Here is a 26,794-nt window from a genome sequence, read left to right on the forward strand (position 1 = left end):
GGTCGATGTGCGCTGACGGTGGGGCAGCGGCGGCCAATCCCCGGAGCTGGTTCAAAAGTTGACGGCCGAAAGGCGCCCTTGCGCCTACCGGTCGTTCGGCCGAATACTCCCCCTCAGTGCTTGTCAGGGGCACGGCGGTTCGGAATCCGGACGGTCGTGCCCGCTGGCTGCGCCTCACGGGCCCCGACCCCACGCGGGCCCCCGACTTCCCAAGTGGAGGAACGAAAAGTGAGGATCAAGCGCACCACCCCCCGCAGCGGCATAGCGAGACGGACCCGGCTGATCGCCGTTTCCACCGGACTCGTGGCCGCCGCCGCGATCGCGGTCCCCAGCGCGAACGCGTCCGACACCGCCACGTTCAGCGCCACCGAGCTCAAGAGCGCCGGCAACTCGGTGCTCAAGGCCGACGTCCCGGGCACCGCCTGGGCCGTCGACAGCAAGACCAACCGCGTGCTGCTCACCGTCGACAGCACGGTCTCCGCGGCCGAGATCGCGAAGATCAAGAAGGCGGCCGGCGCCAACGCCGACGCCCTGACGATCAAGCGCACCCCCGGCAAGTTCAACAAGCTGATCCAGGGCGGCGACGCCATCTATGCGAGTAGCTGGCGCTGCTCCCTCGGCTTCAACGTCCAGAACAGCAGCGGCACCCAGTACTTCCTGACTGCCGGTCACTGCACCGACGGCGCCGGCACCTGGTACTCCAACTCCGGCCGCACCACGGTCATCGGCTCGACCACCGGCTCCAGCTTCCCGGGCAACGACTACGGCATCGTGCGGTACTCCGGGTCCGTCAGCAGGCCCGGCACGGCGAACGGCGTGGACATCACCCGCGCGGCCACGCCGAGCGTGGGCACCACCGTCATCCGCGACGGCTCCACCACCGGCACGCACAGCGGCCGGGTCACCGCCCTCAACGCCACCGTCAACTACGGCGGCGGCGACGTCGTCTACGGCATGATCCAGACCAACGTCTGCGCCGAGCCCGGCGACTCCGGCGGCCCGCTCTACGGCAGCAACGGCACCGCGTACGGTCTGACCTCCGGCGGCAGCGGCAACTGCTCCTCCGGCGGTACGACCTTCTTCCAGCCCGTCACGGAGGCCCTGAGCGCCTACGGCGTCAGCGTCTACTGACGTTCGGTCGGCCATCGGTACCTGTATTGCCTGATCTGCAGCCGGCAGCAAGCGAGCCCCCGCATGCAACTCGCGTGCGGGGGCTCGCCCTTGTTCCAGTCCCCGAAGGGTCGAGTTTCGGACAGGGCTAGACCTCACTCAATGCGTACCGGTTACTCGCGCGTAGTGTTTGCACTGCGAATCGCGCTGGCGTGACCGTGGACGTTCAAGTTGCACAAGGCGTATGGGGCGCACGCCAGTTGTCGTACGCGCGTCCTGAAGTCGACCTTGTGTGCTCCCTGTGGGTGTCGGAATAGTGGGCGCCAGTCCACACACCTTCTGGTCCGTGAGGCCCCCACAGCCTCCCGGACCGACCCCCCACAGGAGGACGTGAGTTGAAGCACCGACGCATACCCAGGCGGCGGGCCGCCGTGGCAGGTGCGGGCATCGCCGCACTGGTCGCCGCGGGAGTCACCTTGCAGAGTGCGAACGCCAGTGAAACCCCGGAGGCGCCCGCACTCAAGACGCTGTCGGCCCTGGCGGCCGGAAAGCTCGCCTCGACGCTCGACCGTGACCTCGGCGCGGACGCGGCGGGAACGTACTACGACGCGAAGGCCAAGAGCCTCGTGGTGAACGTGCTCGACGAGACCGCCGCCCGGACGGTCGAGCAGGCCGGCGCCAAGGCGAGAATCGTCGAGAACTCCCTCGCCGAGCTGAAGAGCGCCCGTACGACCCTGAAGCAGGACGCGACCATCCCCGGCACCTCCTGGGTGACCGACCCGACCACCAACAAGGTCGTCGTGACCGCCGACCGCACGGTCTCCGCGGCCGAGTGGAAGAAGCTGACCGCGGTCGTCGAGGAGCTCGGCGGTACGGCCGAACTCCAGCGCACCAAGGGAGAGTTCAAGCCCTTCATCGCCGGCGGCGACGCCATCACCGGCGACGGCGGGCGCTGCTCGCTCGGCTTCAACGTGGTCAAGGGCGGGGAGCCGTTCTTCCTCACCGCGGGCCACTGCACCGAGGGGATCTCCACCTGGTCGGACTCGTCCGGCAATGTCATCGGTGAGAACGAGGCCTCGAGCTTCCCGGGTGACGACTACGGCCTCGTCAAGTACACCGCCGAGGGCGACCACCCGAGCGAGGTCAACCTCTACGACGGTTCCGCGCAGGCGATCTCGGGCGCGGCCGAGGCCACGGTCGGCATGGAGGTCACCCGCAGCGGCTCGACCACGCAGGTGCACTCCGGCACGGTCACCGGCCTGGACGCCACCGTGAACTACGGCAACGGCGACATCGTCAACGGCCTCATCCAGACCGACGTCTGCGCCGAGCCCGGTGACAGCGGCGGCTCGCTGTTCTCCGGCAGCAACGCGGTCGGCCTCACCTCCGGCGGCAGCGGCGACTGCACCTCCGGCGGGGAGACCTTCTTCCAGCCGGTGACGGAGGCCCTGTCGGCGACCGGTACCGAGATCGGCTGATCCACTCCGTTCTTGCGAAGTCCCGCCCCGCGCGCGAGGGGCGGGACTTTCGCATGCCCGCATGTATGAGTCCCTCGGCCTCCAGCGCGCCCGCGTCCGCGCCATCGCCCTGCGCGCCGAGGGCCTCACTCCCGCCGAACAGGCCTCCTATCAGCTCACCTTCGACCCCGTGGACGAAAAGGTCCGCCGCATCGAGGAGGTCGCGGACCGCGCGCGAGCAAAGTTCGGGCCGTGGGCGGTGATTCCGGGGTCGTTGGTGGCGTAACTCCCCTCGACCGGCGTTCAGTTGGCCCACGGCGGCACGATGCGCGTGCCGTCGGCCGGCTCTGCCTCCAGGCCGATGGAGGTGGTGACCCAGGAGATCGCGGTCCGGTCGGTCGGGTTCTCGACGGCGAGGGTGGCGCCGGGTTGATGATCACCGTGTCGCCCGCCAGGACGCGGTCGGTGCGGCCGTCGAGTGTGATGAGGAGTTCGCCGATGAGCAGGTGGAAGATCTCCTCGCGGGTGACGGTGTGGGCGAGCGCTTTGGTCCCCGGGGGAATGCAGAACTCCGAGGCTCTGGCCCTGACCGCCGCCCTGCTCGCCGCCGCGGGCGATCCGACCAAGCGCATCAACGACGGTGTCGTCGCCCGCGGATTCGAAGGGCGGCCGGCGTACGGGTTCGCCTTCGCCCGGCTCGCGCCGGACGGTGCGACGGTGACCGACCTCGCGGCTCACCTGGGGATCACCAAGCAGGCCGCCAGCCAGCTCGTGGACGAGCTCGTGCGCAAGGGGTACGTCGAGCGGCGGCCGCATCCGGAGGACGCGCGTGCTCGGCTCGTCGTGCTGACCCGGCGCGGGTGGGCCTGTACGCGGGTCGCGGAGGAGGCGGCTGCGGACGTCGTGCGCGAGTGGAGTGGTCTGGTGGGGGAGGCTGAAGTCCGCGCATTGCACCGCCAGTTGCTGCGTCTCGCGCCCAACGACCCCTTGCGTCCCTCCTGGTGACTGGTTATCACTGGAAGTTTTTACTGACGCGTAACTTCCCACTTGAACTACTCGTCCGTAACTTGACAAGTGAACAGCATCCTCGTGATCCGGATCACAGGGCGTAAGGCAATCGCTACTCCCTTGAGCCGCAAGGAGATCACCCGATGCTGCCCTGGAAACGCGTGCTCAGATCGGCGGCCGCGCTGCTGCTGACCGCCGCGGTCGCCACCCTCCCCGCCGCCACCGCCGCTCACGCGGCCGACGCCACAGTGACCTCGGACAGTGGCTGGAACGACTACTCCTGCAAGCCGTCCGCCACCCACCCCCGCCCCGTCGTCCTGGTGCACGGCACCTTCGGCAACTCTGTCGACAACTGGCTGGGCCTCGCCCCGTATCTGACCCAGCGCGGCTACTGCGTCTTCTCGCTCGACTACGGCCAACTGCCGGGCGTCCCGTTCTTCCACGGCCTCGGTCCGATCGACAAGTCGGCAGAGCAACTCGACGCGTTCGTCGACAAGGTGCTCGCCGCGACCGGCGCCGCCGAGGCCGACCTCGTCGGTCACTCACAGGGCGGCATGATGCCCCGCTACTACCTGAAGTTCCTCGGCGGAGCAGCCGAGGTGAACGCCCTCATAGGCCTCGCGCCCGACAATCACGGGGCCACCCTCAGTGGGCTCACCCATCTGCTGCCGTACTTCCCGGGCGCCGAGGACCTGCTCTCCACTGCGACCCCCGGCCTCGCCGACCAGATCCCCGGTTCCGCCTTCCTCACCAAGCTCAACGAGGGCGGTGACACCGTGCCCGGCGTCCGGTACACGGTCATCGCCACCAAGTACGACCAGGTGGCCACGCCGTACCGCAGCCAGTACCTGGACGGGGCGAACGTGCGCAACGTCCTGCTCCAGGACCTGTGCCCGGTCGACCTCTCCGAGCACCTGGCGATCGGGCTGTTCGACCGGATCGCCTTCCATGAGGTGGTCAACTCCCTGGATCCTGCGCGGGCGAAGCCCACCACCTGCGCGTCGGTGTTCAGTTGACCGTTCCTGGCGTTGTTGGCCAAGGCTGGCCAACTCGCCGCAATCCGGATGTATGGTCCGGTGGCCCTCCGAACGGTCCTGAGGGCCGGGGAACAACGCGAGCTGGTCACCTCGGCGCAGTCGGGTCTTGCCGCCCTGGGTGGGCGTGCCCGCTGTCCTGGGTGGGCTCGCGGTCCCGCACGCCCGCGGCAGGGATACGGTCTGGCCGGCAGCTCTCCGCGCCGCCATCCTCTGGTGGCGGGCGGTCACACCTGGCCGACGCCGGATCCCGTATCCGAGGGCGCGCCTGCCGATGGCCACACCGGCTGCGTGGTGCCGGGTGACCATGGTCTTCCTGGACTGGTCTTGGAGTGCTTTGGTCCAGTGCTGTCCGCCCCAGCGGCTGGTGTAGGCCGGGTCGACCGCGACCACCACGAGTCCGGCGTGGTGGGCCATGCCGCGCAGGCGTTCGCGGAAGCGGGCGGTGGGGATGCCAGCCACCGTCCTGCGGAACGTCTTGCCGCGCCTGCCCCGGCCCATCGTCTCCCGGCCGGTGGCCCGGGCGTCGGCGAAGCCGAGGTTTTCGATAGCGATCCCGGCGCAGCTGTGCGCGCGGGCAAGAGCGATCAGGTCGCTCATACGAGGGAAGCATCGGCCAACTACGACCTATGAACCAACCAACAGCTGCTCACCCGCACCCCGCCATCGCCGGGGCCTGACCGGCCTGAGCCGCCGGTCAGGCCCCGGAGTCCGGTTCAGCGGCCGGTCCGGCCGCCGCCCACCGCCCGCCGTCGTACCGACGCGAACAGGGCCGCCGAGCCGAGCGCCAGCGCGGCCGCGCCGGCGACGGCGATGTACGGCGTGCTGCTGTCGCCGCCGGTCTCGGCGAGGTTCTCGGTGGCGCCGGCGGCCTTGGGCTGGTTGGCCGCTGCGGCCGGTTCCGCCGACGTACCGGCGTCGTTGTCGCCGTGGCCGTGGTTCTCGACGGTCGACTTGTCGGTACCGGCGTCGATCTGCTCCTCGGAGGGGGCGGACGCGGTGGGCGCCGGGGAGGCGTCGGTGCCACCGGCGTTCTCCGTGCCGCTCTCCTCGCTGTTGCCGCCGCCGAAGGTGACGTCCGAGCAGGAGTAGAACGCCTCCGGGCTGTCCGAGCGCTGCCAGACGGCGTACAACAGATGCTTGCCGGAACGCTCGGGGAGCGTGCCGGAGAACGTGTAGAAGCCGCCCACGGGGGCCGGGTCGGTGGCCGTCGCCACCGGGTCGGCCAGGTCCAGGTCGTCCCAGGCGAGCGGCTGGGACGGGTCGTAACCCGGCTTGGTGACGTACACCTTGAAGGTGCCCTTGTGCGGGGCGGTCACGCGGTACTTGAAGGTGTACGAGCCGCTGCTCACGGCGGTCGCGGGCCAGTCGGTGCGGGCCAGGTCGAGGCCCTTGAACTCGTCGTTGTTCGCGCTGCACAGCTTGCCGTCGGGGATCAGCTCCTGGTGGCGGCCGTTCGCGTCGCCGATGCGTATGCCGTTCCAGTCGTAGAGCGCCTGCGTGCCGCCGGCCGCGACCGCCGCCTTGCAGGCGTCCGACCGGGGGCTCTCGGGGCCCTCGGCGTAGCACTGCGAGACCCGGCTGACCGGGTCGCCCATCGAGCCGTGCGCGGAGGAGGGTGCGGCGGTGAGCGCGGTCAGGGCGAGTGGGGCCAGGCCGAGGGTGGCGACGGCGGCGGCCTTGCGGCGTGCGGGCATGGGGGAACTCCTCGTAACGGTCACTGGGGTGAATCCCGGGGGGTGCCCCTATCTGTTTCGTCAACCCCGGTGGGGTCGGCTTGTAGGGGTTGATCGTGGTTTTCGGGAACGTCCCGCGGATCGGGGTGTTCCCGGCGGATCGGGTGGCTGATGGGCAGCCCGGTGGCCGGCAGGGCCGGATTGGCCGTGCCGGTACGCGGGCGTGATGGGGCCTGGAGGGTAGGGCGGTGGAGTCGTCAGGCGGCGAGGTCGACGTCGCCCGGGGTGCGTGCTTCGTAGAGGGCCCCGGTGCGGATCATCGCGTGGATGACGTTCACGCGCTGGCGGGCCAGGCGGAGGATCGCCTGGGTGTGGGTCTTGCCGCGTGCGCGTTGCCGGTCGTAGTAGATCCGGGAGGACAGGTCGGCTTTGCAGCCGATCGCGGCGAACGCGGCCTGGAACAGGGCGCGTTTGAGGAGCCGGTTGCCGCGGTGGGGTGCGTGCTCGCCGCGGATGGAGGTGCCCGAGGACTTCGTGGCGGGCGCGAGTCCGGCATAGGAGGCGAGGTGCCCGGCGGTGGGGAAGCCGGTGCCGTCACCGATCGCGACGATCACGGCCGCCGTGGTCCTGACGCCCAGGCCGGGCAGGGACGTCAAGAGGTGGAAAAGAGGGAGGGCCTCCAGCAGGGCGGCGATCTCCTGCTCGGCCTGGCGGCGCTGGGTGTGGGCGGCGGCGAGCTGGGCGGCAAGTCCTGGCACGATCAGCGCGCTGGCCTCGGTGCCCGGAACGACCAGGGTCTGCTCGGCGAGCGCGTCGAAGATCTCTGCGGTCAGGTGGTGGGCCTTGCGCGAACCGTGCACCTTGAGCAGGGCCTCGCAGCGGGCCCGGCCCAGTTTCCTCAGTCTCGCCGGGGAGCCGTGGCGCTGAAGGAGGGCCTGGACATAGGGGTAGGCCAGGCGCGGGCCGAGCACACGCTCGAGAGAGGGGTGGATCTGGGAGAGCAGGCCGCGCAGCCGGTTGGTGGCGCGGTTGACCTCGCCGGCCAGGTCGTTGTCGTAGCCGGTGAGCATGGTCAGCTCGGCCAGCACCTCGTCGTCGCGGTCCACCGCGCGCAGTGTGTGCGGCATGGTGCGGGCGGTCTCGGCGATCACGAACGCGTCGCGGGCGTCGGTCTTGGCCTCGCCCGGGTGCAGATCGGCGGCCCGCCGCATCGACAGCCCGGGCAGGTAGGCCACCCGGCAGCCGGCCGCGCGGGCCACCGTCAACGGCAGCGCGCCGATGTTGGCGACCTGGTCCACGATCACCAGAACGGTGCCGAACTTCGCCACCAGCTTGGTGAACAGCTCCAGCAGTCTCGGCTCGGTGTTGGGCAGCCGCTTGTCGTGCACGGTTCTGCCGTCCGCGGTCCGGCCGTGGGCGTGGTGGAACTCCTTGCCCAGGTCCAGGCCGAGGAAGAGATCTATCGCGGTCGTGTCGACCATGTGCGCGTGCCCCTCGCCACTCGTCTCCTCAGCTCCCGGCCGTCCCTGCGGCACCACACGCCGGCAACCACGTTACGCAGACATGCCGCCCGTGAAGCGGCCCGGCATTGCGCCGGACCAGGCGGTCGTCAGGCCCCTCATCAGCGGTCAAGCGGTGCCCCGAAGCCCGGCGGCAACACCCCCCAGGTCATCCGTACGACAGGGGGCACACAGCCATACCGGACCCGGGGGCCAGGCGCCCCATTGCGGGGCCACGAAAAAGGTAACGGGGCTGATCAGAAGCTAGCCCCAAGAAACCGTGAAATCGCCTGCTGGAGGCGGGTGATGGAGATCCTTATGGTCCCTTTAAGGGAGTGCTCATGCTGCGCTGAGGTGTACGGTTCGCGCCTCTGCGGCGCCGTACGCCGGTACCCGGCCCGGTCAGCCGTCCGGCCACCACGTTCGTGCGATGTCCTTGCGCACCTCCGGGCGCCCTGCGGGGCGCTCGTCGGTCTCCTCGCGGACCTGGCGGGCGTCCGTCTTCTTCAGGGGCTTCTGCACGGTTACGCGGCGCATGGCTGCCTCCTTCAGTGCCTACCGGGTCCCGTGGTGTCACGGAGGTAGACCCTTTCGGTGAGAGTTCCTCATCGGTACGGGTCTGTCAGTGGCGGCTGTCACGATTCGACTGTCAGTGGTGGCTGTCACTCTTGGGCGCATGACGGATGACCGGGACGGAATGACCTCGGCGGACGACGCGGACTGGGACGCGTCGGCCGCCACCTTCGACGACGAGCCGGACCACGGGCTGCGCGATCCCGACGTCCGGGACGCCTGGGCGACGCGCCTGCGCTCCTGGTTGCCCGGCAGCGCCTGCGACGTCCTCGACCTCGGCTGCGGCACCGGCAGCCTGTCGCTCCTCGCCGCCGAGCAGGGACACCGTGTCACGGGCGTCGATCTGTCCCCGGCCATGGTGGACCGGGCCCGTGCGAAGCTCGCCGGGCGTGACGCCGCGTTCCTGGTCGGTGACGCGGCGGCACCGCCGGTGGGGGCGCAGCGATTCGACGTCGTCCTCGTACGGCACGTCCTGTGGACGCTGTCCGACCCCGGCCGCGTCCTGCGGCACTGGCGGGGACTGGTGCGGCCCGGAGGAAGGCTCGTGCTGGTCGAGGGCGTGTGGGGGAGCATCAGCCCGGTCGGCATACCGGCCGAGCGGCTTCGCGTGCTGCTCGCGCCGCTCGGCGGGCGGGTGCGGGTGGAGCCGTTGTCGGAGGACGCCGGGCTGTGGGGGAGACGCGTGGATGACGAGCGGTACGCGGTCGTGTGCCTGGTGTGAGGCCGGCTGCGCTACTTGAGCAGCGCGTCGAACTCGGCGTCGCGGGCCAGGGTCTCCAGTTCGTCCAGGGCGGCGAGGGCGGTGGCGGCCGCTGCCGGGTCCGTTTCCGCCAGGCCGCTCTCCGCGAACTCGTCCTCGTCCAGTCGGCGTACGTCCGTGCCGTCGGCGGAGCGCCACAGGTCCAGGTCGAGGTCCTCGACGACCAGCTCCGTGCCGGTGAGCACGGCCGGGCGGGTGATGTCGCAGTACCAGCCCTTGAGGGTGCCCGTGGCTGTGCGGACCTCCTTCACCGAGTACCAGCGGTCCCGCCAGTAGTGCTCCGTGAAGACGTCGCCCTGCTCGAAGCGTACGAAGCCGAAGTCGCGGGCGGTGTCGCCTGCCCAGGGGGCGCGTACCGAGATCCGGACGCCGTCGTCCTGGAGCAGCTCCGCGGGGTAACGGATCTTCGTCCGGCCGCCCTTGACGAGGACGACGTCCACCATGCGTGCGGCTTCAGCCGAGTTCGCGGACATAGCGCACCTCCGTCGCGCAGACCTCGTACCCCAGCCACTTGTTGATGGCAAGCATCGGGCCGTTGTCGGCGTCGTTGCCGGTGAACGCCTCCGTGTACCCGGCGGCGCGTGCGCGGTGCAGGGAGTCGTTCTTGGCGAGCTTGGCCAGGCCCCGGCCGCGGAAGGCGCGGGCCGTGCCGGTCATGGCGGTGGCGTAACTGGTGCCGTCCGTGTAGGCCACGCTGAAGGCGGCGGGGCGGCCGTCGACGACCGCGACCGTGGTCAGTTCGAGGTTCTGCAGTGGGCGCTTCCAGGTCTCCTCGATCCAGGCCTCGTAGTCGGTGAACTCGGTGTCGATGTCGCTCGGCTCGTCCGACGTCGTCTCCGCGTCCAGTTCGAACATCGGGCGTGGGTCGTCCGCGAAGTCGGCGGCCGTGCACAACTCGACGCCCGGAGGCGGGGTCCGGAGCGGTGGCAGCGTGCCGTTCGCCAGGTCCAGGCGGAGGAAGTGGGCAGAGCGGCTCGCCCTGTAGCCGTGCCGTTCGGCGAAGGCGCGGTTGCCGGGTTCGTCCAGGACCCAGGTGAACAGCCTGGTCGCGCCGTGGGCGGCCAGATGCTCCTCGGCGGCCCGGACCAGCAGCGAACCGGCGCCGCGGTGCGTGCGTTCCGGGTGCACGTACACATTGACGTTGCCCTGGCCGGGCTCGGGGCTGTCGTGGGCCAGGTGCACCTGGGCCGTGCCGATCACCTCGCCGTCGTCCACGGCGACGAGGGGGCGGTAACGGGCCTCGGGACGCATGTGGGTGAGGTCGTGGGTGAGGGACTCCGGCGTCATCAGGAGGAACGGCGTGGCGAGGCGCCTGACGCGGGCGAAGCCCTCGATGTCGGCTCGGACCTCGGGCCGGAGGTCGCGCACGATGACGGTCATGGATGCGCACGTTACGTGGGGACGAGTGCGGGATGCCTCTCATTTTCCGCCGGGTACGGGACAATCGCCCCGTGACCTTGAAGATCCACATCGACGACAGTGCCCCGCCGTACGAGCAGGTGCGGGCGCAGATCTCCGAGCAGGCGCGGTCCGGGGCGCTGCCGGTGGGGTACCGGCTGCCGACCGTGCGTGGGCTGGCCGAGTCGCTCGGCCTCGCTGCGAACACCGTCGCCAAGGCGTACCGGGCGCTGGAGACGGACGGGGTGATCGAGACGCGGGGGCGGCACGGGACGTTCGTCGCCGCCGCGGGCTCGGCGGCTGAGCGGGAGGCGGCGTCGGCTGCGCAGGCCTATGCCGAGCGAGTCCGACGGCTCGGGCTCGGCGAGGGGGCGGCGCTCGATGTGGTTCGGGACGCCCTGCGGGCGGCGTACGCCGAGTAGCCCGCCGGGAATCAGATGTGCGGATCACACCGAGCAGCCACGGCGGGAACCAGGTGTCACGCCGTACGTTCCAGCCGCCCCGGAGTCCGCGTGACCGTCCGCCCCTCCCGCGCCGCCAGCTCCCCGAACAGCACCGCGTCCTCCACCGCCGCCCCGCCGGGGTCGTTGTTGAAGTACGCGTACACGTCGTGCCCGTCGGACCAGGTGTCCGCGATCCGCCGGACCCACGTCCGCAGGGACTGCCGACCGTAGCGCGGCCACGGCTGAGCGCGGCCCTGATGGAAACGGACGTAGCCCCAGTCGGTGGTGCGCCACAGCGGCGTCACCGGGCGGGCCTGGACGTCGGCCCAGCACAGGGCCGCGCCCCGGGAGCGCAGCACCGCCTCCACCTCCGGCGTCCACCAGGAGTCGTGACGCGGTTCGACCGCGATGCGCGTGCCGGCGGGGAAGCAGGCGAGGCAGGCATCCAGCAGGTCGGCATCGGCGCGCAGCGTCGGTGGAAGTTGCAGCAGAACCGGGCCCAGACGGTCGCCCAGCCCTTCCGCGTGGCTCATCAGGCGGTTCACCGGTTCCTCGGGGTCCCGCAGCCGCTTGATGTGGGTGAGGTAGCGGCTCGCCTTGACCGCGACGACGAAATCCCCCGGCACCCGATCCCGCCAGGCCTCGAAGTTCTCCCGTGTCGGCAGCCGGTAGAACGCGTTGTTGATCTCCACGGTGGCGAACCGCTCCGCGTACTCCTCCAGCCACAGACGCGTGGGACACCCCTCCGGGTAGAGCAGCCCCCGCCAGTCCTTGTACTGCCACCCCGACGTGCCGACGAACAGGGTCATACGTCCATCAAAGCACCGGCCGAAGCCGAAGCCGCAGCCCTACAGGTAGAGCCCCGCATCCGACCCGTCCCGCGGCTCCGGCAGCGTCGTCGGTGACGTGCCCCGGCGCAGCGCGTACAGCTCCGCCAACGTCGCGCCCTCGCGGCCCACGCCCTCCTCGCTGCCCAGCCAGCCGACCGCCTCCCGCCGGGTCAGGGGCCCCACCTCGATACGGGCCAGACAGCGGCCCGGCCGGACGACGGCGGGGTGGAGGCGCTCGAGGTCCTCGTTGGTGGTGACGCCGACCAGGACGTTGCGGCCCTGGCCCAGCAGGCCGTCGGTGAGGTTCAGCAGGCGGGACAGCGCCTGCCCGGCCGTGTGCTTGGCCTCGCCGCGGATCAGCTCGTCGCAGTCCTCCAGCAGCAGCAGCCGCCAGCGGCCCTTGCCCGCCGAGTCCTCCTCGCCGATGGCGATGTCCATGAGGTAGCCGACGTCGGAGAAGAGGCGTTCCGGGTCCAGGACGCAGTCCACCTGGCACCAGTCCCGCCACGAGCGGGCCAGCGTGCGCAGCGCCGACGTCTTGCCGGTGCCGGGCGGGCCGTGCAGGAGCAGCAGCCGGCCTGCGATGTCCTCGGGGGTCGTCTTCATCAGGCGGTCCATCGCGTCCGCGACCGGTGCCGTGTAGTTGGCCCGGACCTCGTCCCACGTACCCGCCGAGATCTGCCGTGTCGTACGGTGCGGGCCGCGCCTCGGGGAGACGTACCAGAAGCCCATCGTGACGTTCTCCGGCTGCGGCTCGGGTTCGTCCACCGCGCCGTCCGTGGCCTGGTCGAGGACCTGCTGCGCCAGCTCGGGGCTGGTCGCCGTCACCGTGATGTCGGCGCCGCGGTTCCAGCGGGAGATGAGCAGCGTCCAGCCGTCGCCCTCCGCCAGCGTGGCGCTGCGGTCGTCGTCGCGGGCCGCGCGCAGCACCCGGGCGTCCGGTGGCAGCAGTGTCGCCCCGGACCGTACGCGGTCGATGTTGGCCGCGTGCGAGTACGGCTGCTCGCCCGTCGCGAAGCGGCCGAGGAACAGCGCGTCGACGACGTCGGACGGCGAGTCGCTGTCGTCGACGTTGAGCCGGATCGGCAGAGCGTCGTGTGGGTTCGCAGACATGCCGCCATGATCGGGCACACGGGCGCCGCGTGCACCCGGTTTCCGCGGTGCGCGTGGAGTGTCGGCTGCACGCTCCTCTTCCTGTTGTGTCCCTCTCCGTCCCGTTACCGGGTCGTACATCCACGACATCTGCCCCAACCGCCCTGCCCGCCGTTACTGTTGCCCTCGATGGGACGTCATGGGTGGGATTCGGGGGCACGGCGGTGGCGGCTCACCGCGCTGCTCGGTGTGTCGGCGGCCGTCGTGGCCCTGGTGGTGACCCTGGTCAGCACGCTTCCCGACGGCGGCGCGAGCACCGAGGGCACCTCGCCCGACGGCGACAGGGTGCACGGCACGCCCGCCACCCCGCCGCAGGAGCCGCAGCCGGACGTCGGCTGGGGCTTCACCCACACCCAGTTCAGCGCCGACGAGGGCAGCGCCGCCGCCACCGCGCGTGTCCAAGGCCTGCTCAAGAACACAAGCCTGCCGCAGAACCAGCACATCATGGGCTGGGGAGCCGACAACCCCGAGCCGGTGAAGGGGCGTTACGACTTCGCGGCACTGGACCGCCGGGTCGACTTCGTCCGCGCCTCCGGGGGCACGCCGGTCATCACGCTGTGCTGCGCCCCGGACTGGATGAAGGGCGGCGAGGCAGGCGCCGACAATACCGACTGGAGCCAGTCGGCCCTGGAGACGGCCCCCGACCCCGAGCACTACGACGACTTCGCCGCGCTCGCCGCGACAGTCGCCAAGCGCTATCCGGACGTGCGCCACTTCATCGTCTGGAACGAGTTCAAGGGGTTCTGGAACGACGCGGAGCACCGCTGGGACCACGAGGGCTACACCAAGCTGTACAACCTCGTTCACCGGGCCCTGAAGAAGGTCGACGCCGACATCATGGTCGGCGGCCCGTACCTCGTGATGGACAGCGTCGACCCGCGCCAGACCGAGAACGCCTCCCGCACCCTCAAGGGCCCCTGGGGCGCCATGGACCAGCGGGTCCTGGACGCCTTCAGCTACTGGAACGAGCACAAGGCGGGCGCCGACTTCGTCGTCGTGGACGGCTCCAGTTACACCAAGGACGACGATCTGCTGCCCGACGAGTTCGCCGCGACGGACAAGTTCACGGCCGTCGGCCAGTGGGTGCGCCGGCAGACCGGCGGCGATCTGCCGCTGTGGTGGGCCGAGTACTACGTCGAGCCGTCCGACGGCAACGACGACCGGCACGGCTGGTCCGAGGCCCGCCGCGGTGCCGTCCAGGCCGCCGGAATGATCGCCATGGTCAAGGGCGGCGCCTCCTCCGGCTTCTACTGGAACCCGGAGGAGGAGACGGGCCCCGACTGCCCCGGCTGCCTGTGGACGCCGACCGAGACCGGCGACGGGGGCGGCAGGCTGCCCATGTACGACCTGGTCGCCCGCTTCAACGCCGAGTTCCCGCCGGGTACGGCGTACGAGACGGTGTCCGCCCCGGCGGACGTATGTGTCCTCGCCGGCGACAGGACCCTCCTGGTGGTCAACACGCTCGACCGGGCGATCAGCACCGAGGTCGACGGCAAGCAGTTCGACATGCAGGCGTACGAGGTGAAGTGGCTCAAGCGGTAGGCCGCTCACTTCATCGTCAGGAACCGCTGCACCAGCGAGGCGAGCAGCACCGCCAGCAGCGGCAGCGAGAACCAGAAGGTGCTCTGCAGCCACCGCAGTTGCCGCACGCTCGGCCGCACCGCCACCCGGACCACTTCCCGCGCCGTCAGCAGCACGATCAGCGCGACGGCCGCGAGCGCCCCGACCACCGACCAGGGTGTCCAGGTCACCAGCGGTCCGGCCGGCCCCGGGTCCGCCTCCGGCACGGGACCCCTGGGCTGCCGGGCCAGGGAGTAGATGGTGACGTCCTCGTTGACGTACACCTTCCGCAGCTCCGGCCGCCGGTCCAGGTTCCGGATCAGCCGGGGCTCCCAGGTCGCCGAGTAGCCCACGTCCATGCGCAGGAAGGTGACCTGACTCCGGTTGATCATCAGATACGAGTTAGGCCCCGCGTCCTTCAGCGCCTTGACCAGCCCCGACACCAGCACCGGGTCGGTCGGCGCCTGCGTCGGCACGTACTGCACCTTCTCCATGTCCCGCGCGCCCCACGGCATGGCCGGCGTCACGGTCTCCAGCGGGTCGTCGCTGAGCCACAGCAGCCGGACGCTCGGGTCGTCATGGGCGTACACGTACTCCATCGCGGCGACCTCACCGGGCCGTACCCGCTCGAAGGTCTCGTTGCCCCAACGGGCCACCAGGAAGCCGCCCATGAGCACCAGCCCGGCCATCAGCGCGGCCAGCGGGGCGAGACTCACCCGGTCCTTGTCGCGCTCCTCGGCGGTGACGCCGGTACGCGGGAACAGGGCAAGTCCGGCCAGCAGGGCGGCGCCGGGCAGCGCGAACATGAAGACGCGCAGCGCCATTTCACCGCCGTACGACTGCATGCCGAAGCCCAGGAACGGCACGAAGGCGAGGACCAGCAGCGAACGCTCCCGGTACTTGTGCTCGCGCCGCCGCCACCAGCCCCAGCAGGCGAAGGCCATCACCCCGCCGGCCAGCGCCACGCGCGCGTACAGCACGAGTTTGTGGGTGGAACTGCCGCCCTCGATCCGGCCGGACACCGACGACGACACATTGCCGCCGACGCCGCCGACCCCGCCGAACAGCTCGGCGAAGTGCCCGGACCAGTACGGTTCGGCCAGGAAGCCGATCCAGGCGGCGACCATCACCCCGCACAGGACGGGCAGGCCGCGCAGTTCGGACCTGCCGATCAGGACGAGGACCGCGAGCACGCCCAGCATCACGAACGGGGTGAGCTGGTGGGCCGGCACGGTCGCCGCGAACAGACCGGTCACCACCAGCAGCAGCACGGCCCGCTGCCGTCGGTTCGTCGGCTCGACCTCCGTCTCGCCGGGACGGGCCTTGGCCCAGATCACGCGCGGGGCGCGGAACCAGACGAGCAGGATCGCCACGAAGACGAGGTACAGCAGATAGGTGAAGCCCTGCGGGGAGAAGTAGTCCTGGCCGACCCAGCCGCTCAGCACGAAGATCCAGACGCCGGTCCACTTGGCGCGCCAGCTCGCCCGGAGCGAGCGGGTCAGCAGGAACAGCGGGGCCAGATAGAGCAGTTGCATGGTCAGCGGCCACCAGCGGATGACCTCGGTGAGGTCCGTGATCCCGCAGGCCTGGGCGACGAACGCGGCGGCCGCGAAGAAGCCCGGCCAGCTCCAGCGCGCGTCCAGGTCGGGCACCGCGACGCCGGTCCGGTCGATGTGGTCGAGGAACCCGAGGTGCTGCCAGGCGGTCGCGAACCGCGGCTCGGTCTCGATCACCGCGGGCAGCGCGTGCAGGGACACGACGGTCGCCAGCAGGGTGACCAGCAGCAGCGTCCGGTGCTCGCGACCGAGCCACAGCAGCGATGCGAACACCACGACCAGCAGTGCGGCGCCGACCAGGGTCGGGGCCGGCAGCACGGAGATGAGGCCGAGCCCGCCCATCCGGTCCAGGTCGGCTTCGCCGAGCCGCAGGGCCGGGACCCAGTACAGCAGGAGGGCGGCGATCAGCAGACAGCCGAGGATCACACCGAGGCGGGTGGGGAACAGGCGTCGCAGCGACGGCTCCGGACGGGGAACATCCGCTTCCGGGGCGGGTATCGGCATCGGCTCCGGTACGGCCGCCACGCCGGCCTCCGGCTCGAACGGCGCGTCCACCTCAGGCTCCGGCAGCACGGGCACGCCCGTCGGCGGTGTCCCCGGCCCCGGCCGCACGTCGGGGCGGCGTTCGAGGTGGTCGAAGTCGACGTGGATGCCGAGAGCGAGGGTGTCGCCGTCGAGCGCCCAGGCCGGCCCGCGCTTGCGCACCGGCCCGGGCGCCGCCGGGACCTCGCGCGCCCCCAGGTCGGCGAGGTCCCCGTCGGGTGCCGTGCCCTCGACGACGTCGACGGACGGAGCCCTGACGATCTTGTACAGCCTGGGCGCGGCGATCGCCACGATCACCGCGAGGCTGGCGATCTCCGCGACGCCCGCGCCGGTCAGCCCCATGCGGGGGAGCAGCAGCAGCGTCAGCCCGAGCACCAGCACGCACAACAGGCCCTGCAGCCAAGCGAGTCCGGCGGTGCGGCTCTGCGCGCGCAGCACCGCCAGGTACGTCTCCATCACGACCCGCAGTACCGCGCCGAGTGCGAACCAGCGCAGCAGCGGCGTCGCCGCGTCCGCATAGCCGGCACCGAAGACACCGAGGATCCACGGAGCGCCGAAGAACAGCACGGCGGCGACCGGCAGCATGATCCGCGCCATCCGCTTCAGCGCGGCACGGGTGTTGGCGGCGAGGCGGCCCGGGTCGTGCGAGCCCTCGACGGTCAGCGAGGCGCCCATGTTGATGGCGAGCAGGTTGACCGTGCCGCCGATGGTGGCGGTGATGTAGAAGTACGCGTTGTCCTCGGAGCTGACCTGCGCGGCCACGATCACCGGCACGAGATAGACCACGGCGAGCGAGAACAGCGACCCGGTGTAGTCGCCCGCCAGGAACCTGCCGACCTCCCCGAGCGTCGGCGGGGTCGACTGCTCCTCGGTCGCCTTCACATGCCGGGGCACCAGCCGCCGGAACACCAGCCAGCCCAACGGCAGTACGGAGGTGGCGATCGCCGCGACCCAGGACACGAAGACGCCGGTCATCGGGATCGCCACCGCGAACGCGACCAGCAGCCCCAGCTTCACCGCGGAGAACACGGTGTTGCCGACCGGCACCCACAGCGCGCTGCGCAGCCCGGTCAGCACGCCGTCCTGCAGGGTGAGCAGGTTCCACGCGACGACGGCCACGACGAAACCGGCCGCGGGCAGCGGCCCGTGCAGGAAGCGGTACGACGGCCCCCACACGTCCAGCGTCAGCAGAAAGACACCCGCGGCCAGCGCCACCACCAGCGAACTGCCCGCGTACGTACGGAGGATGAGCCGCCCGGTGGTGCGGCCCGCGACCGGGATGAAGCGGGCCAGGGCACCGGTGAGCGTCACCGCGGTGAGCCCCGCGAGGAGCTTCATCGCGGCGATCGCGGCCGATCCCTGGCCGACCGCCGCCTCGGAGTAGTAGCGGGCCGCCACCAGCCAGTAGCCGAGGCCCAGGAGGGCGGAGATGCCGGTGTTGAGCATCAGCGCGTAGGCGTTTCGGAACAGCTGACCGCCGCCCGGCGACCGGTCGAGTCCGGGCAGGCGCAGCCGGCGCCGGGGCTGCTGCTCCGGGGTCTGCCTCGTGGTGGGTTCGGCCTCTGCTGTGGTCGTCGTGTCAGACACGGGTTCTGGTGGCCTTCCGGCGGACCTGTCGTGCTCTGCGGACCATCGCGTACCCCTTGGTGAGGGCGCGGTCCCTGGCGAAGGTGCGGGCGATCGCGCGGCCCTCGATCAGCCGCTCGAACTCCTCGAGACCGGTGCTGCGGCGCACGGTGACACGGCGCAGGGCGTACGGCCCCTGGTGGCGGCGGGCCAGGTCGTTGCCGACGGCGAGCGCCTGGGCGTACCCCGTGGCGCGCACCTCCTGTCGCACCCGGCGGCTGGAGTAGCCGTAGGGGTAGGCGAACGACACGGGCAGGGCGCCCAGTTCACCGGCCACGATGTCCCGGCAGCGGGTCAGCTCGAAGCGCAGAGCGTCGTCGTCGAGCTGGTCGAGCTGCGGGTGGCTGTGGCTGTGGCCGCCGATCTCGACGCCCGCGTCCGCCAGCTCCCGCACCTGGTCCCAGTCGAGCATGCGGTCCAGGCCGCCGCCGGTGTCGTACGCGCCCCTGAGCCAGCCCGTGGAGACGAACAGCGTGGCCGGGAAACCGTGCTTGGCGAGCGCGGGCAGGGCGTGCCGGTGCACACCCTCGTAGCCGTCGTCGAAGGTGACCAGCACCGGGCGCGGCGGCAGCGGGCGGCCCGTGCGCCACCGCGCCGCCAGGTCGGCCGTGGTCACCGGGGTCAGGCCCAGGTCGCCGATGACCGCCATCTGCTGGGCGAACGCATGGGGCGTGACCGACAGGGCGCGGGTGGCGTCGTTCGGATCGGTCGCGACCGCGTGGTACATGAGGATCGGTACGCGCACCTCAGCCACCGGAACCCCCCTCGATCGGCGCCACGGAGAACGTGGTGCCGCCCCTGCGCGCCCGGACACTCCCCACGACGTACCCACCGGCCGCCGCGAACACGCCCGCGACGATCGCACCCGCCCGCCCCGCACCGCCCGGCCGGGCCAGCACGGCGTCGCGCAGCCCGCGCGCCACACCGGCGGGCAGCACCCGGGTCGTGTACCGGCGTTCCGACTCGAGTCCCTTGTCCGCGCCGACACTTCGGGCCACCAACGCCTTCGACAGACCTTCGGCATACGTACGCGTACGGAAGTACCGGAAGTGCTCACGCGCCTTCGGCACCCGGTGGTGGATCACCGCACGGTCGTCGATCAGCAGGACCGCCTCGGGCAGGGCGCGGGTGAGGCGGATGCACAGTTCCGTCTCCTCGCAGCCCAGCGGGCGCTTGTCGCCGTCGCGGCCGATGCCGGTGGCGAAGCCGCCTGCCGCGTCGAACGCGCTGCGGCGGAAGGAGGCGTTGCCGCCGAGGACGTTGCGCACCTGGACCAGTCCGCGCGGCAGGCCCCGGTAGGTGCAGCCGACCACCCAGTCGAACTCCGCCGGGAACCAGGCGGGCCGGCGTCCGGAGGCCCAGATCGGTTCGGTACGGCCGCCGACCGCCATGACCCGCGGGTCGGCGTACGACGAGGCGAAGTGGCGCAGCCAGTCGCGCTCGGCGACGGCGTCGTCGTCGAGGAAGGCGATGACGTCGCCGCGGGAGGCCGCGATGCCGGTGTTGCGGCCGGCGGACAGACCGCGGGGGCCCGCGTTGGCGAGCACCCGCACGTCCTCGGCCTCCTTGTACTCCCCGGCCAGACGGTCCAGGAGCGCCTGGTTGTGGTCCACGACCAGGAGCGTCTCCAGAGCCGGCCGGGACTGCGCCCGCACCGAGGCGACCGCCGCGAGGATGTCCTCCCAGCGGTCCTCGGTGTAGACGCAGATCACGACGGAGATGTCGGGACTGCTCAAGACACCTCTCCCCGGACCGTGTCGAGCATCGGAGAGGGGTGCGAACGGCGGCGCAGGGCACGCCGGTTGGAGCGCTCCTTGAGGATCACCTTCAGCACCCGCAGCCCGTCGCGCACCGCACGCAGATTGCTGGTGCCGTGGATGCGGAGGTACTCGTGGCTCGGTATCTCCTGCACCTTCAGCCCTGCCTTGACCACCCGGATGTTCATCAGGGTCTCGACCTCGAAGCCGGTGCAGTCGAGGTCGATCTTGTCCAGGCAGTGCCGCCAGAACGCGTTGTAGCCGTAGCACAGATCGGTGTAGCGGGCGCCGAACTTGCGGTTGACGACCGCGCACAGGGCACGGTTGCCGAGCTTGCGGATGAAGGTCATGTCGTCGGTGCCGCCACCGTTGGCGAAACGCGAGCCCTTGGCGAAGTCCGCGCCCGACACGAGGGCGGAGACGTACGACACGATCTCGTTGCCGTCGGCCGACCCGTCCGCGTCGACCATCACGATGATGTCGCCGGTGCAGGCCTCGAACCCGGTGATCAGCGCGTCGCCCTTGCCCTTGCCGCGCTGTCCGACGACTTTCACGTCCGGCCACAGGTCACGGGCGACTTCGACGGTGTTGTCGGTGGAATTGCCGTCCACAAGAACCACTTCGTGTATCCAGCCCGGAAGTGTCTTGAAGACGTAGGGGAGATTCTCCGCCTCGTTCATGGCGGGAATCACCACGCTCACCGGTGGCGCAATGGCCAGGTGAGAGGAGATCGGCCGGTATGCGCCGGCTGTTGACGGATTCTGGCTCGTGGTTGCCGAGCCCAGAACAGAGCTCATGAGTCTGGTCCCTCTCGTCCGGTGGGCCGCCCACCCCCGGGCGGCCCGGCTCTTTGTCCGGTTCGAAAGGGGGGTTGTCACTGGCAAAAGCTCACCGGCCCCGGAAAGCGGCAGCCGGTTGCGCGGCACGTCTCGGTCACAGGCACGCCACCGAGCACGGCACCCCCCTACCGCGCCCCGCGCCGGCACCACCGCGGCCCCTGAGCCCTCCCCTGGTTCCGCTTGGTGATGGTCCGATGCGGGTGAGATGTATGACGGTATTGACCTATCACTCCTTATGGCAAGACCTGGAACCTGACCTCACCTTTTTATTGGTTTGGCCGTTACCTGCGACCTGACCGGATCTTGCCCATTTTCTTGAGCAGCCTGTCGGCGGGCTCGAACAGCTCCGGCCGCGACACCACGACATTGCGCAGCGCGCGCACCGGCGCACGTCGGGCCCGGTGCCCGATCGCCACCGGATGACGTCGCGTCACCCACCCCTCCGACACCTGAATTTCACGGGTCTTCAGGGAGTCCTTGTATGCCTTCTGGCCCCGGCCCAGATCGAGATAGGCGATGCCGTCGGCGGCGGCCGCCTCGGCCATCCGCAGATGCAGGACCAGCCCCGGGGAGTACTTCGAGTACGCCGGGTCGTACGCCGGGAACCAGCAGGCGAGCACCCGCTCGGAGCGCAGCCCGAAGTGCGCGGCGATCAGCTTGCCGTCCGCGTACAGCACGGACAGGATCCCGGCGAACGGCTGGGAGCGGGTGTGGAACAGCTGCTCCACCAGCCGGGTGATCCAGTCGTGCGCGAAGCGGTCGCTGCGCCCCGTCCTGCGGTACTGTGCGGACTTCCAGTCCATCAGCGTGCGCAGGGCGGCGGGATCGCGCTCGTCGTGGACGTACACGACCTCACCCGCGTCCCGGCCCAGCTTGCGCTCCTTGGCGAGCGTGGTCCTGGTGAACTTCGGTGACTGGGCACGCAGATGGCTCAGATAGGCCTCATAGCCCTGGTCGACATCCATGACCGGGGACGGGAAGAAGGTGCCGGAGGCCTCGGCCTCGAACGGCTGCTGGCCTTCCACCAGGTGGTCGAACTCCCATACGGCGAGCCCACAGGCCCGCAGCAGCTCTCGGGCGTCCCAGGCGAACCCGGGCCGGTGCACCACGCCCTGGGCGTCGGAGACACCGAGCCCGATGGCCCGGCCGACGCCGGTCGCCGATCGCTGGAACGGGAAGAACGCGGCCGGTTCGCCGCCCTCGCGGACGACCGCGATCCGTACGCCCCGTCTGCACCGGCCCACCGCGAGCGCGAACTCGGGGGACAGGAACGGGTTCGCCAGCTCGGGCGAACCGTGCAGATGGGCCTTGGCCTGCATGGCCGTCCACGCCGCCCGGTCGGCGGCGGTCAGTTCGCCGGGGCGGTACACACTGATGTCCACGTCACGAGCCCTGTCTTCTCACGGTACGGCCGCCGCGGCGCCGTACCAGAACCAGCAGGAGAGTGAGGGCGCTGATGGCGGTCACGGCCGCGATCCCGCCGCGTACCGACCACAGGTGCAGGGCCAGCAGGCCCTGGGCCACCAGCATGTCGACGACGATCGCACCCGCGAGCGAGACGAGTGCGCGACTGAGCGGATCCAGCCCGCTGAGCGCGGCGGCGATGGCCGCGGCCGGCGCCACGAGCAGGAAGAACAGCGTGAACGGAGCGCGCAGCGGCGAGCCCGAGTCGGTGAGCGCGAGCAGCGCGCCGATCCCCCCGACGGCCGTCACGGCGCCCGCGAGCACGGGCCACAGGTCCCTCCCCGAACCCGGCCGCGTCCCCTCGACACCGTCTGATGCGTCTGATGCATCGGTCTTGATGCGGATGGTCTGCATTGGCGACTTTGCCCCCCGAAGCGCCGGATGCCGGGCTTCAATGTCGCGCAGTGCCGCCCGGGCCGTCAAGACGCGGAATGCGCTTCCTGTGGCACATGCGGACATTCCCCGGAGGCGGCGGTCCGCCCCCGGGGAACTGCCTGTCACACCAGGCTCAGAGGTGTCACGGGACGATCTTCAGCAGCCGGTTCGGGGAGCCGCTGCCCGGGCTGGTGACCTTGCCGGTGGTCGCTCCGCTCGTCAGTGCCGAGGCGACCTGCGCCGGGGTGGACGAGGTGTGGTTCGCGAGGTAGACCGCCGCCGCGCCCGCGACATGCGGAGTCGCCATCGAGGTACCGGAGATGGTGTTCGTCGCGGTGTCGCTGGTGTGCCAGCCGGCCGTGATGGAGGAGCCGGGCGCGAAGATGTCCAGGACGGAGCCGTAGTTGGAGTAGCCGGCCTTGGCGTCCGTGTTGGTGGTGGCGCCGACCGTGATCGCTTCGGAGACCCGGGCCGGGGAGGACGAGGAGGCGGTGGTGCTGCTGTTGCCCGCCGCGACGGCGTAGGTCACGCCGCTGGCTATGGAGTTGCGGACCGCCGTGTCCAGTGACGCCGAAGCGCCGCCGCCGAGCGACATGTTGGCGACCGAGGGACCCGAGTGGTTCTGCGTCACCCAGTCGATGCCCGCGATCACGCCCGCCGTGGTGCCGGAGCCGCTGTTGTTCAGCACCCGGACCGCCACGATCTTCGCCTTCTTGGCGACGCCGTAAGTGGAACCCGCGACCGTGGTGGCCACATGGGTGCCGTGGCCGTTGCCGTCGGAGGCGGTGGTGTCGCCGTCGACGGCGTCGTAGCCGTAGGTGGCCCGGCCGCTGATCTGCGAGTGGCTGATACGGACGCCGGTGTCGATGACGTATACGGTCACGCCGCTGCCCGCGCTGTCCGGATATGTGTAGGTGCCGGAAAGCGGAAGCGAGGTCTGGTCGATCCGGTCCAGGCCCCAGGGGGCGTTGGACTGTGTGGTGTCGGCGAGCCGGACGCGCTGGTTCTGCTCGACGGAGGCCACCGCGGGGTCGGCGGCCAGTCTCCTCGCCTCGGTCGCGGAGAGGTTGGCGGTGTAGCCGTTCAGCGCCTTGCCGAACGTCTGCTTCACCGTGCCGCCGTACTCCTTGATCAGACCCTTGCCCTCGCTGGACGCGGCCTTGAAGCCGGCGCCCTTCTTGAGGGTGACGATGTAGCTGTCCTTGACGGCGGTGGGGGAGCCGGCCGCCAGGACCTTGCCCTCGGCCGGGGCGGCCTGGGCGGGGAGTGCGGTGAGCCCGCCCAGGAGGGCGGCGGTCGCCAGGCTGGTTGTCGCGGCGAACCGGGCCTTCTTGCTACGCAGTTGTGCCATTACGGGGGAGTCCTCCTCCAGGCGGCGCCCGCCCGGGTGGGGGCGTGCGCATGTGGGGGGTGCGCGCGTCTTCGCGCACACGGCCCGGGGTGTCGCGTACCACCCGGGCTGCGGTAAAGCGTGGGTGAGCTACGTGCGTAGAACAAGGGAGTTGAGCACCTGTCAACAAATCTGTCATGGGCACGTAATCAACTCCAGGGTGAACGCGCAGGGTTCATGTGGAGGATGGGTGAAAAGTCTTGGCATGGACACTTCCGTTCAACACGCGTAGTTGGTACGACGGTTGAGGCAGAGATCCTGCTAAAGGGAGGTTCCATGAGACGTTCCCGACTTGTCGTGTTACTCGGCTCTCTCCTCCTCGCCGCATCGGCTGCCCTCACCGGTGCCGCTTCGGCGCAGGCGTCCGAAGCCGCCGCCACCGGCTATGTGGCGCTCGGCGACTCCTACTCCTCCGGCGTCGGCGCGGGCAGCTACATCAGCTCCAGCGGCGACTGCAAGCGCAGCACGAAGGCGTACCCGTACCTCTGGGCCGCCGCCAACTCACCCTCGTCGTTCGCCTTCACGGCCTGCTCCGGCGCCCGAACGGATGAAGTTCTCGCCGGTCAGCTGGCCCCGCTCAACGCGAGCACAGGTGTGGTGTCCATCAGCGTCGGTGGCAACGACGCCGGCTTCGCGGACGTCATGACGACGTGCGTACTCCAGTCCGACAGCGCCTGTATCTCCCGCATCAACACCGCCAAGGCGTACGTCGACACGACGCTGCCCGGCAAGCTCGACAGCGTCTACTCGGCGATCCGCAGCAAGGCACCCGCGGCGCAGGTCGTCGTGCTCGGCTACCCCCGCTTCTACAAGCTCGGCCAGGCGTGCCTCGGTCTGTCCGAGACCAAGCGCAAGGCCATCAACGACGCCTCCGACCACCTCAACACCGCCATCCAGAAGCGCGCCCTGAACCACGGCTTCACCTGGGGCGACGTGCGCGGCACTTTCACCGGCCACGAGATCTGCTCCGGCAACTCCTGGCTGCACAGCGTCAACTGGCTCAACATCGGCGAGTCGTACCACCCGACCGCGAACGGCCAGTCCGGCGGCTATCTGCCGGTGTTCAACAACGCCGCGTGATCCTCAGGGAGTCGGCGTAGGTGAAGGGGAGGCCCCGCCCGTCGGGGTCTCCGTCACACAGGTCACCGAGAACGCCACCGCATCGGACGTCGTCCGGACCGGATCGCGGACCTCGACACTGATCTCGTTCTGATACGTCCCACTGTCGGCGTACGTCGTCACGATCACCTGGTCCTGCCGGGTCCGCTCGCCCCCTTCGGGGAACGACAGCGTCTTCCAGCTCTCGACCTCGCCGTCCTTGGTCACCCAGCGGTAGTCCACCTCCGCGGGCAGCCGTCCCACCGTGAACGTCGCCGTGAACGCGGGGGCCTGGTCGTTCGGCGGCGGGCACGTGCCCGAGTACTCCGTGCGGGCGCCGGCGAGGGTCACCGTCACCGACTGCGGCGGGGGAGCGGTCGTCGGACTGCTGCTCGGGGTCGGGGTGGTGGGAGCGGTGGTGCCCGGAGTGGTCTCCTCCTCGGGCGCCGTCGAAGTCGCCCCCGCCGTAGGGGTGTTGTCGCCCGCTGCGGTGCGGTCGCCGCCGTCGTCGCGGTTCAGCAGCGCGTACGTGAGACCGGCGATCGCCAGCGCCAGGGCGGTGACGCCGGCGATCAGGACGACGGCGGTGCGGCGGTCGCGGCGCGGTTCGTTGACGGTTGTCGCGGCAGGGGCAGGGGCAGGGGCAGGGGCAGGGGCAGGGGCAGGGGCAGGGGCAGGGGCAGGGGCAGCGGCAGCGGGGGCGGGTTGGGGTGGAGTCGGCGGCTGCGGCTGCCGGTGGGCCGCGAAGGCCGGGGCGTACGGGGTGTAGGGCGTCGTCGGGGCCGTGTCCGCGCGCGGCGCGCCACCCGCGCCGACCAGCCGCAGGTCCTGCTCGGCCCGCGCCGCCGACAGCCGCTCGGCGGGGTCCTTGCGCAGCAACCCCTCGATCACGGGGGTGAGCGGACCCGCCCGGCGCGGCGGCGGCAACTCCTCGTCGACGATCGCCCGCAGGGTGCTCAGCGGCGTGTCGTGGCGGAACGGGGAACTGCCCTCCACCGCCGCATACAGCAGCACGCCGAGCGACCACAGGTCCGATTCGGGACCCGGCGTGCGGCCGAGCGCGCGTTCCGGCGCGAGGAACTCGGGCGAGCCGACCACCTCCCCCGTCATGGTCAGCGCGGAGCTGCCCTCCACCATCGCGATACCGAAGTCGGTGAGCACCACCCGGCCGTCGTTCGACAGCAGCACGTTGCCCGGCTTCACGTCCCGGTGCAGCACCCCCGCCTCGTGCGCGGCGCGCAGCGCGGACAGCACCTCGGCGCCGATGTGCGCCGCGCGCTGCGGGGACAGCGGGCCCTCGGCGTCCAGCAGCTCGGCGAGGGAGATCCCGCGGACCAGCTCCATCACGATCCACGGCCGGTCCTCGTCAGTGGCCACGTCGTACACCGTCACCACATTGCGGTTCGCGACCCGGGCGGCGGCCCAGGCCTCCCGCTCCAGACGGGTGTACATCCGCTCCACGTCGGCGGCCGGCAACCCGGCCGGAGCCCGCACCTCCTTGACGGCGACCTCGCGGCGCAACACCTCGTCGCGGGCGAGCCACACCGTCCCCATGCCGCCCTCGCCGAGCGGGGACAGCAGGCGGTAGCGGCCGGCGATCACGCGTTCACTGCCCGGATCTACGGACACGGGCGCCCCCATTCGCA

At 70.8% G+C, this 26,794-nt stretch carries 23 protein-coding genes and 2 pseudogenes; 9 read left to right on the forward strand and 16 right to left on the reverse strand.

Annotated elements, in window-relative coordinates:
- Positions 1–228: 228 nt before the first annotated feature.
- The 3 genes and pseudogenes from ACKTSN_RS36350 to ACKTSN_RS36360 all read left to right on the forward strand — a co-directional run.
- Positions 229–1,131, forward strand: a complete 903-nt coding sequence (locus ACKTSN_RS36350; protein WP_409472984.1) for a S1 family peptidase — start codon at positions 229–231, stop codon at positions 1,129–1,131.
- Positions 1,132–1,505: 374 nt separating this feature from the next.
- Entirely contained in the window at positions 1,506–2,588 is a 1,083-nt protein-coding gene (locus ACKTSN_RS36355; RefSeq protein ID WP_409472985.1) for a S1 family peptidase, read from the forward strand.
- 61 nt (positions 2,589–2,649) lie between these two features.
- Positions 2,650–2,853, forward strand: a pseudogene (locus ACKTSN_RS36360) (hypothetical protein); the annotation flags it as partial.
- 17 nt (positions 2,854–2,870) lie between these two features.
- Here the strand turns inward: ACKTSN_RS36360 and ACKTSN_RS36365 are convergent.
- Positions 2,871–3,199, reverse strand: a pseudogene (locus ACKTSN_RS36365) (cupin domain-containing protein).
- On the opposite strand from ACKTSN_RS36365, the gene ACKTSN_RS36370 reads away from it, so the two are divergent.
- Both ACKTSN_RS36370 and ACKTSN_RS36375 read left to right on the forward strand, forming a co-directional pair.
- Positions 3,129–3,572, forward strand: coding sequence for a MarR family winged helix-turn-helix transcriptional regulator (locus ACKTSN_RS36370; protein ID WP_409472986.1), 444 nt, complete (start codon positions 3,129–3,131; stop codon positions 3,570–3,572). The pseudogene ACKTSN_RS36365 and the gene ACKTSN_RS36370 sit on opposite strands and share 71 nt — an antisense overlap.
- Positions 3,573–3,718: 146 nt before the next feature.
- Entirely contained in the window at positions 3,719–4,591 is an 873-nt protein-coding gene (locus tag ACKTSN_RS36375) for an esterase/lipase family protein (protein ID WP_409472987.1), read from the forward strand.
- A 734-nt stretch (positions 4,592–5,325) separates the two neighbouring features.
- Here the strand turns inward: ACKTSN_RS36375 and ACKTSN_RS36380 are convergent.
- From ACKTSN_RS36380 to ACKTSN_RS36390, 3 genes are all read right to left on the reverse strand, one after another.
- Positions 5,326–6,306, reverse strand: a complete 981-nt coding sequence (locus tag ACKTSN_RS36380; protein ID WP_409472988.1) for a lytic polysaccharide monooxygenase auxiliary activity family 9 protein — start codon at positions 6,304–6,306, stop codon at positions 5,326–5,328.
- Between the two features lie 236 nt (positions 6,307–6,542).
- Positions 6,543–7,766 (reverse strand): IS110 family transposase, encoded by a 1,224-nt coding sequence (locus ACKTSN_RS36385; RefSeq protein ID WP_409467819.1) that lies wholly within the window; start codon positions 7,764–7,766, stop codon positions 6,543–6,545.
- A gap of 420 nt (positions 7,767–8,186) precedes the next feature.
- A complete protein-coding gene (locus tag ACKTSN_RS36390; RefSeq protein ID WP_263493943.1) occupies positions 8,187–8,321 on the reverse strand; it encodes a hypothetical protein in 135 nt (44 codons plus the stop codon).
- A gap of 139 nt (positions 8,322–8,460) precedes the next feature.
- On the opposite strand from ACKTSN_RS36390, the gene ACKTSN_RS36395 reads away from it, so the two are divergent.
- Positions 8,461–9,078, forward strand: coding sequence for a class I SAM-dependent methyltransferase (locus ACKTSN_RS36395; protein ID WP_409472989.1), 618 nt, complete (start codon positions 8,461–8,463; stop codon positions 9,076–9,078).
- Positions 9,079–9,089: 11 nt separating this feature from the next.
- On the opposite strand, the gene ACKTSN_RS36400 is transcribed toward ACKTSN_RS36395, so the two are convergent.
- Both ACKTSN_RS36400 and ACKTSN_RS36405 read right to left on the reverse strand, forming a co-directional pair.
- Positions 9,090–9,590 (reverse strand): DUF402 domain-containing protein, encoded by a 501-nt coding sequence (locus ACKTSN_RS36400; protein ID WP_409472990.1) that lies wholly within the window; start codon positions 9,588–9,590, stop codon positions 9,090–9,092.
- On the reverse strand, positions 9,571–10,497 hold the full coding sequence (locus ACKTSN_RS36405; RefSeq protein ID WP_409472991.1) for a GNAT family N-acetyltransferase: 927 nt from the start codon (positions 10,495–10,497) through the stop codon (positions 9,571–9,573). Before ACKTSN_RS36405 ends, ACKTSN_RS36400 begins: the two co-directional genes overlap by 20 nt.
- Before the next feature lie 71 nt (positions 10,498–10,568).
- On the opposite strand from ACKTSN_RS36405, the gene ACKTSN_RS36410 reads away from it, so the two are divergent.
- On the forward strand, positions 10,569–10,937 hold the full coding sequence (locus ACKTSN_RS36410; protein WP_409472992.1) for a GntR family transcriptional regulator: 369 nt from the start codon (positions 10,569–10,571) through the stop codon (positions 10,935–10,937).
- Positions 10,938–10,993: 56 nt separating this feature from the next.
- Here the strand turns inward: ACKTSN_RS36410 and ACKTSN_RS36415 are convergent, their stop codons facing one another.
- Together ACKTSN_RS36415 and ACKTSN_RS36420 are read right to left on the reverse strand one after the other, a co-directional pair.
- A complete protein-coding gene (locus ACKTSN_RS36415; protein ID WP_409472993.1) occupies positions 10,994–11,767 on the reverse strand; it encodes a DUF72 domain-containing protein in 774 nt (257 codons plus the stop codon).
- Between the two features lie 39 nt (positions 11,768–11,806).
- Positions 11,807–12,901, reverse strand: coding sequence for a DUF5925 domain-containing protein (locus tag ACKTSN_RS36420; protein ID WP_409472994.1), 1,095 nt, complete (start codon positions 12,899–12,901; stop codon positions 11,807–11,809).
- A gap of 168 nt (positions 12,902–13,069) precedes the next feature.
- Here ACKTSN_RS36420 and ACKTSN_RS36425 point away from each other — a divergent pair, with 168 nt between their 5' ends.
- Positions 13,070–14,482 (forward strand): GH39 family glycosyl hydrolase, encoded by a 1,413-nt coding sequence (locus tag ACKTSN_RS36425; RefSeq protein ID WP_409472995.1) that lies wholly within the window; start codon positions 13,070–13,072, stop codon positions 14,480–14,482.
- Between the two features lie 5 nt (positions 14,483–14,487).
- Here ACKTSN_RS36425 and ACKTSN_RS36430 read toward each other — a convergent pair whose 3' ends face one another.
- From ACKTSN_RS36430 to ACKTSN_RS36460, 7 genes are all read right to left on the reverse strand, one after another.
- Positions 14,488–18,186, reverse strand: coding sequence for a polysaccharide biosynthesis C-terminal domain-containing protein (locus tag ACKTSN_RS36430; RefSeq protein WP_409472996.1), 3,699 nt, complete (start codon positions 18,184–18,186; stop codon positions 14,488–14,490).
- Positions 18,179–18,979: a polysaccharide deacetylase family protein gene (locus tag ACKTSN_RS36435; protein ID WP_409472997.1), complete on the reverse strand. Its 801-nt coding sequence runs from the start codon at positions 18,977–18,979 to the stop codon at positions 18,179–18,181. The genes ACKTSN_RS36430 and ACKTSN_RS36435 overlap by 8 nt, the downstream gene beginning before the upstream one ends.
- On the reverse strand, positions 18,972–19,961 hold the full coding sequence (locus ACKTSN_RS36440; RefSeq protein ID WP_409472998.1) for a glycosyltransferase family 2 protein: 990 nt from the start codon (positions 19,959–19,961) through the stop codon (positions 18,972–18,974). The genes ACKTSN_RS36435 and ACKTSN_RS36440 overlap by 8 nt, the downstream gene beginning before the upstream one ends.
- Positions 19,958–20,779 (reverse strand): glycosyltransferase family 2 protein, encoded by an 822-nt coding sequence (locus ACKTSN_RS36445; RefSeq protein WP_409472999.1) that lies wholly within the window; start codon positions 20,777–20,779, stop codon positions 19,958–19,960. The genes ACKTSN_RS36440 and ACKTSN_RS36445 overlap by 4 nt, the downstream gene beginning before the upstream one ends.
- Positions 20,780–21,102: 323 nt before the next feature.
- Positions 21,103–22,203, reverse strand: coding sequence for a GNAT family N-acetyltransferase (locus ACKTSN_RS36450; RefSeq protein ID WP_409473000.1), 1,101 nt, complete (start codon positions 22,201–22,203; stop codon positions 21,103–21,105).
- Between the two features lies 1 nt (position 22,204).
- Positions 22,205–22,549: a hypothetical protein gene (locus ACKTSN_RS36455; protein WP_385512972.1), complete on the reverse strand. Its 345-nt coding sequence runs from the start codon at positions 22,547–22,549 to the stop codon at positions 22,205–22,207.
- Positions 22,550–22,802: 253 nt separating this feature from the next.
- The gene (locus ACKTSN_RS36460; RefSeq protein WP_409473001.1) at positions 22,803–24,011 is read right to left on the reverse strand and encodes a S8 family peptidase; all 1,209 of its coding nucleotides are present in this window, start codon (positions 24,009–24,011) and stop codon (positions 22,803–22,805) included.
- Positions 24,012–24,326: 315 nt separating this feature from the next.
- Here ACKTSN_RS36460 and ACKTSN_RS36465 point away from each other — a divergent pair, with 315 nt between their 5' ends.
- A complete protein-coding gene (locus tag ACKTSN_RS36465) occupies positions 24,327–25,130 on the forward strand; it encodes an SGNH/GDSL hydrolase family protein (protein ID WP_409473002.1) in 804 nt (267 codons plus the stop codon).
- Positions 25,131–25,133: 3 nt separating this feature from the next.
- On the opposite strand, the gene ACKTSN_RS36470 is transcribed toward ACKTSN_RS36465, so the two are convergent.
- Positions 25,134–26,777, reverse strand: a complete 1,644-nt coding sequence (locus tag ACKTSN_RS36470; RefSeq protein ID WP_409473003.1) for a serine/threonine-protein kinase — start codon at positions 26,775–26,777, stop codon at positions 25,134–25,136.
- Between the last annotated feature and the right edge of the window lie 17 nt (positions 26,778–26,794).

Source organism: Streptomyces flavusporus (assembly GCF_046267975.1).
GTDB lineage: Bacteria > Actinomycetota > Actinomycetes > Streptomycetales > Streptomycetaceae > Streptomyces > Streptomyces flavusporus.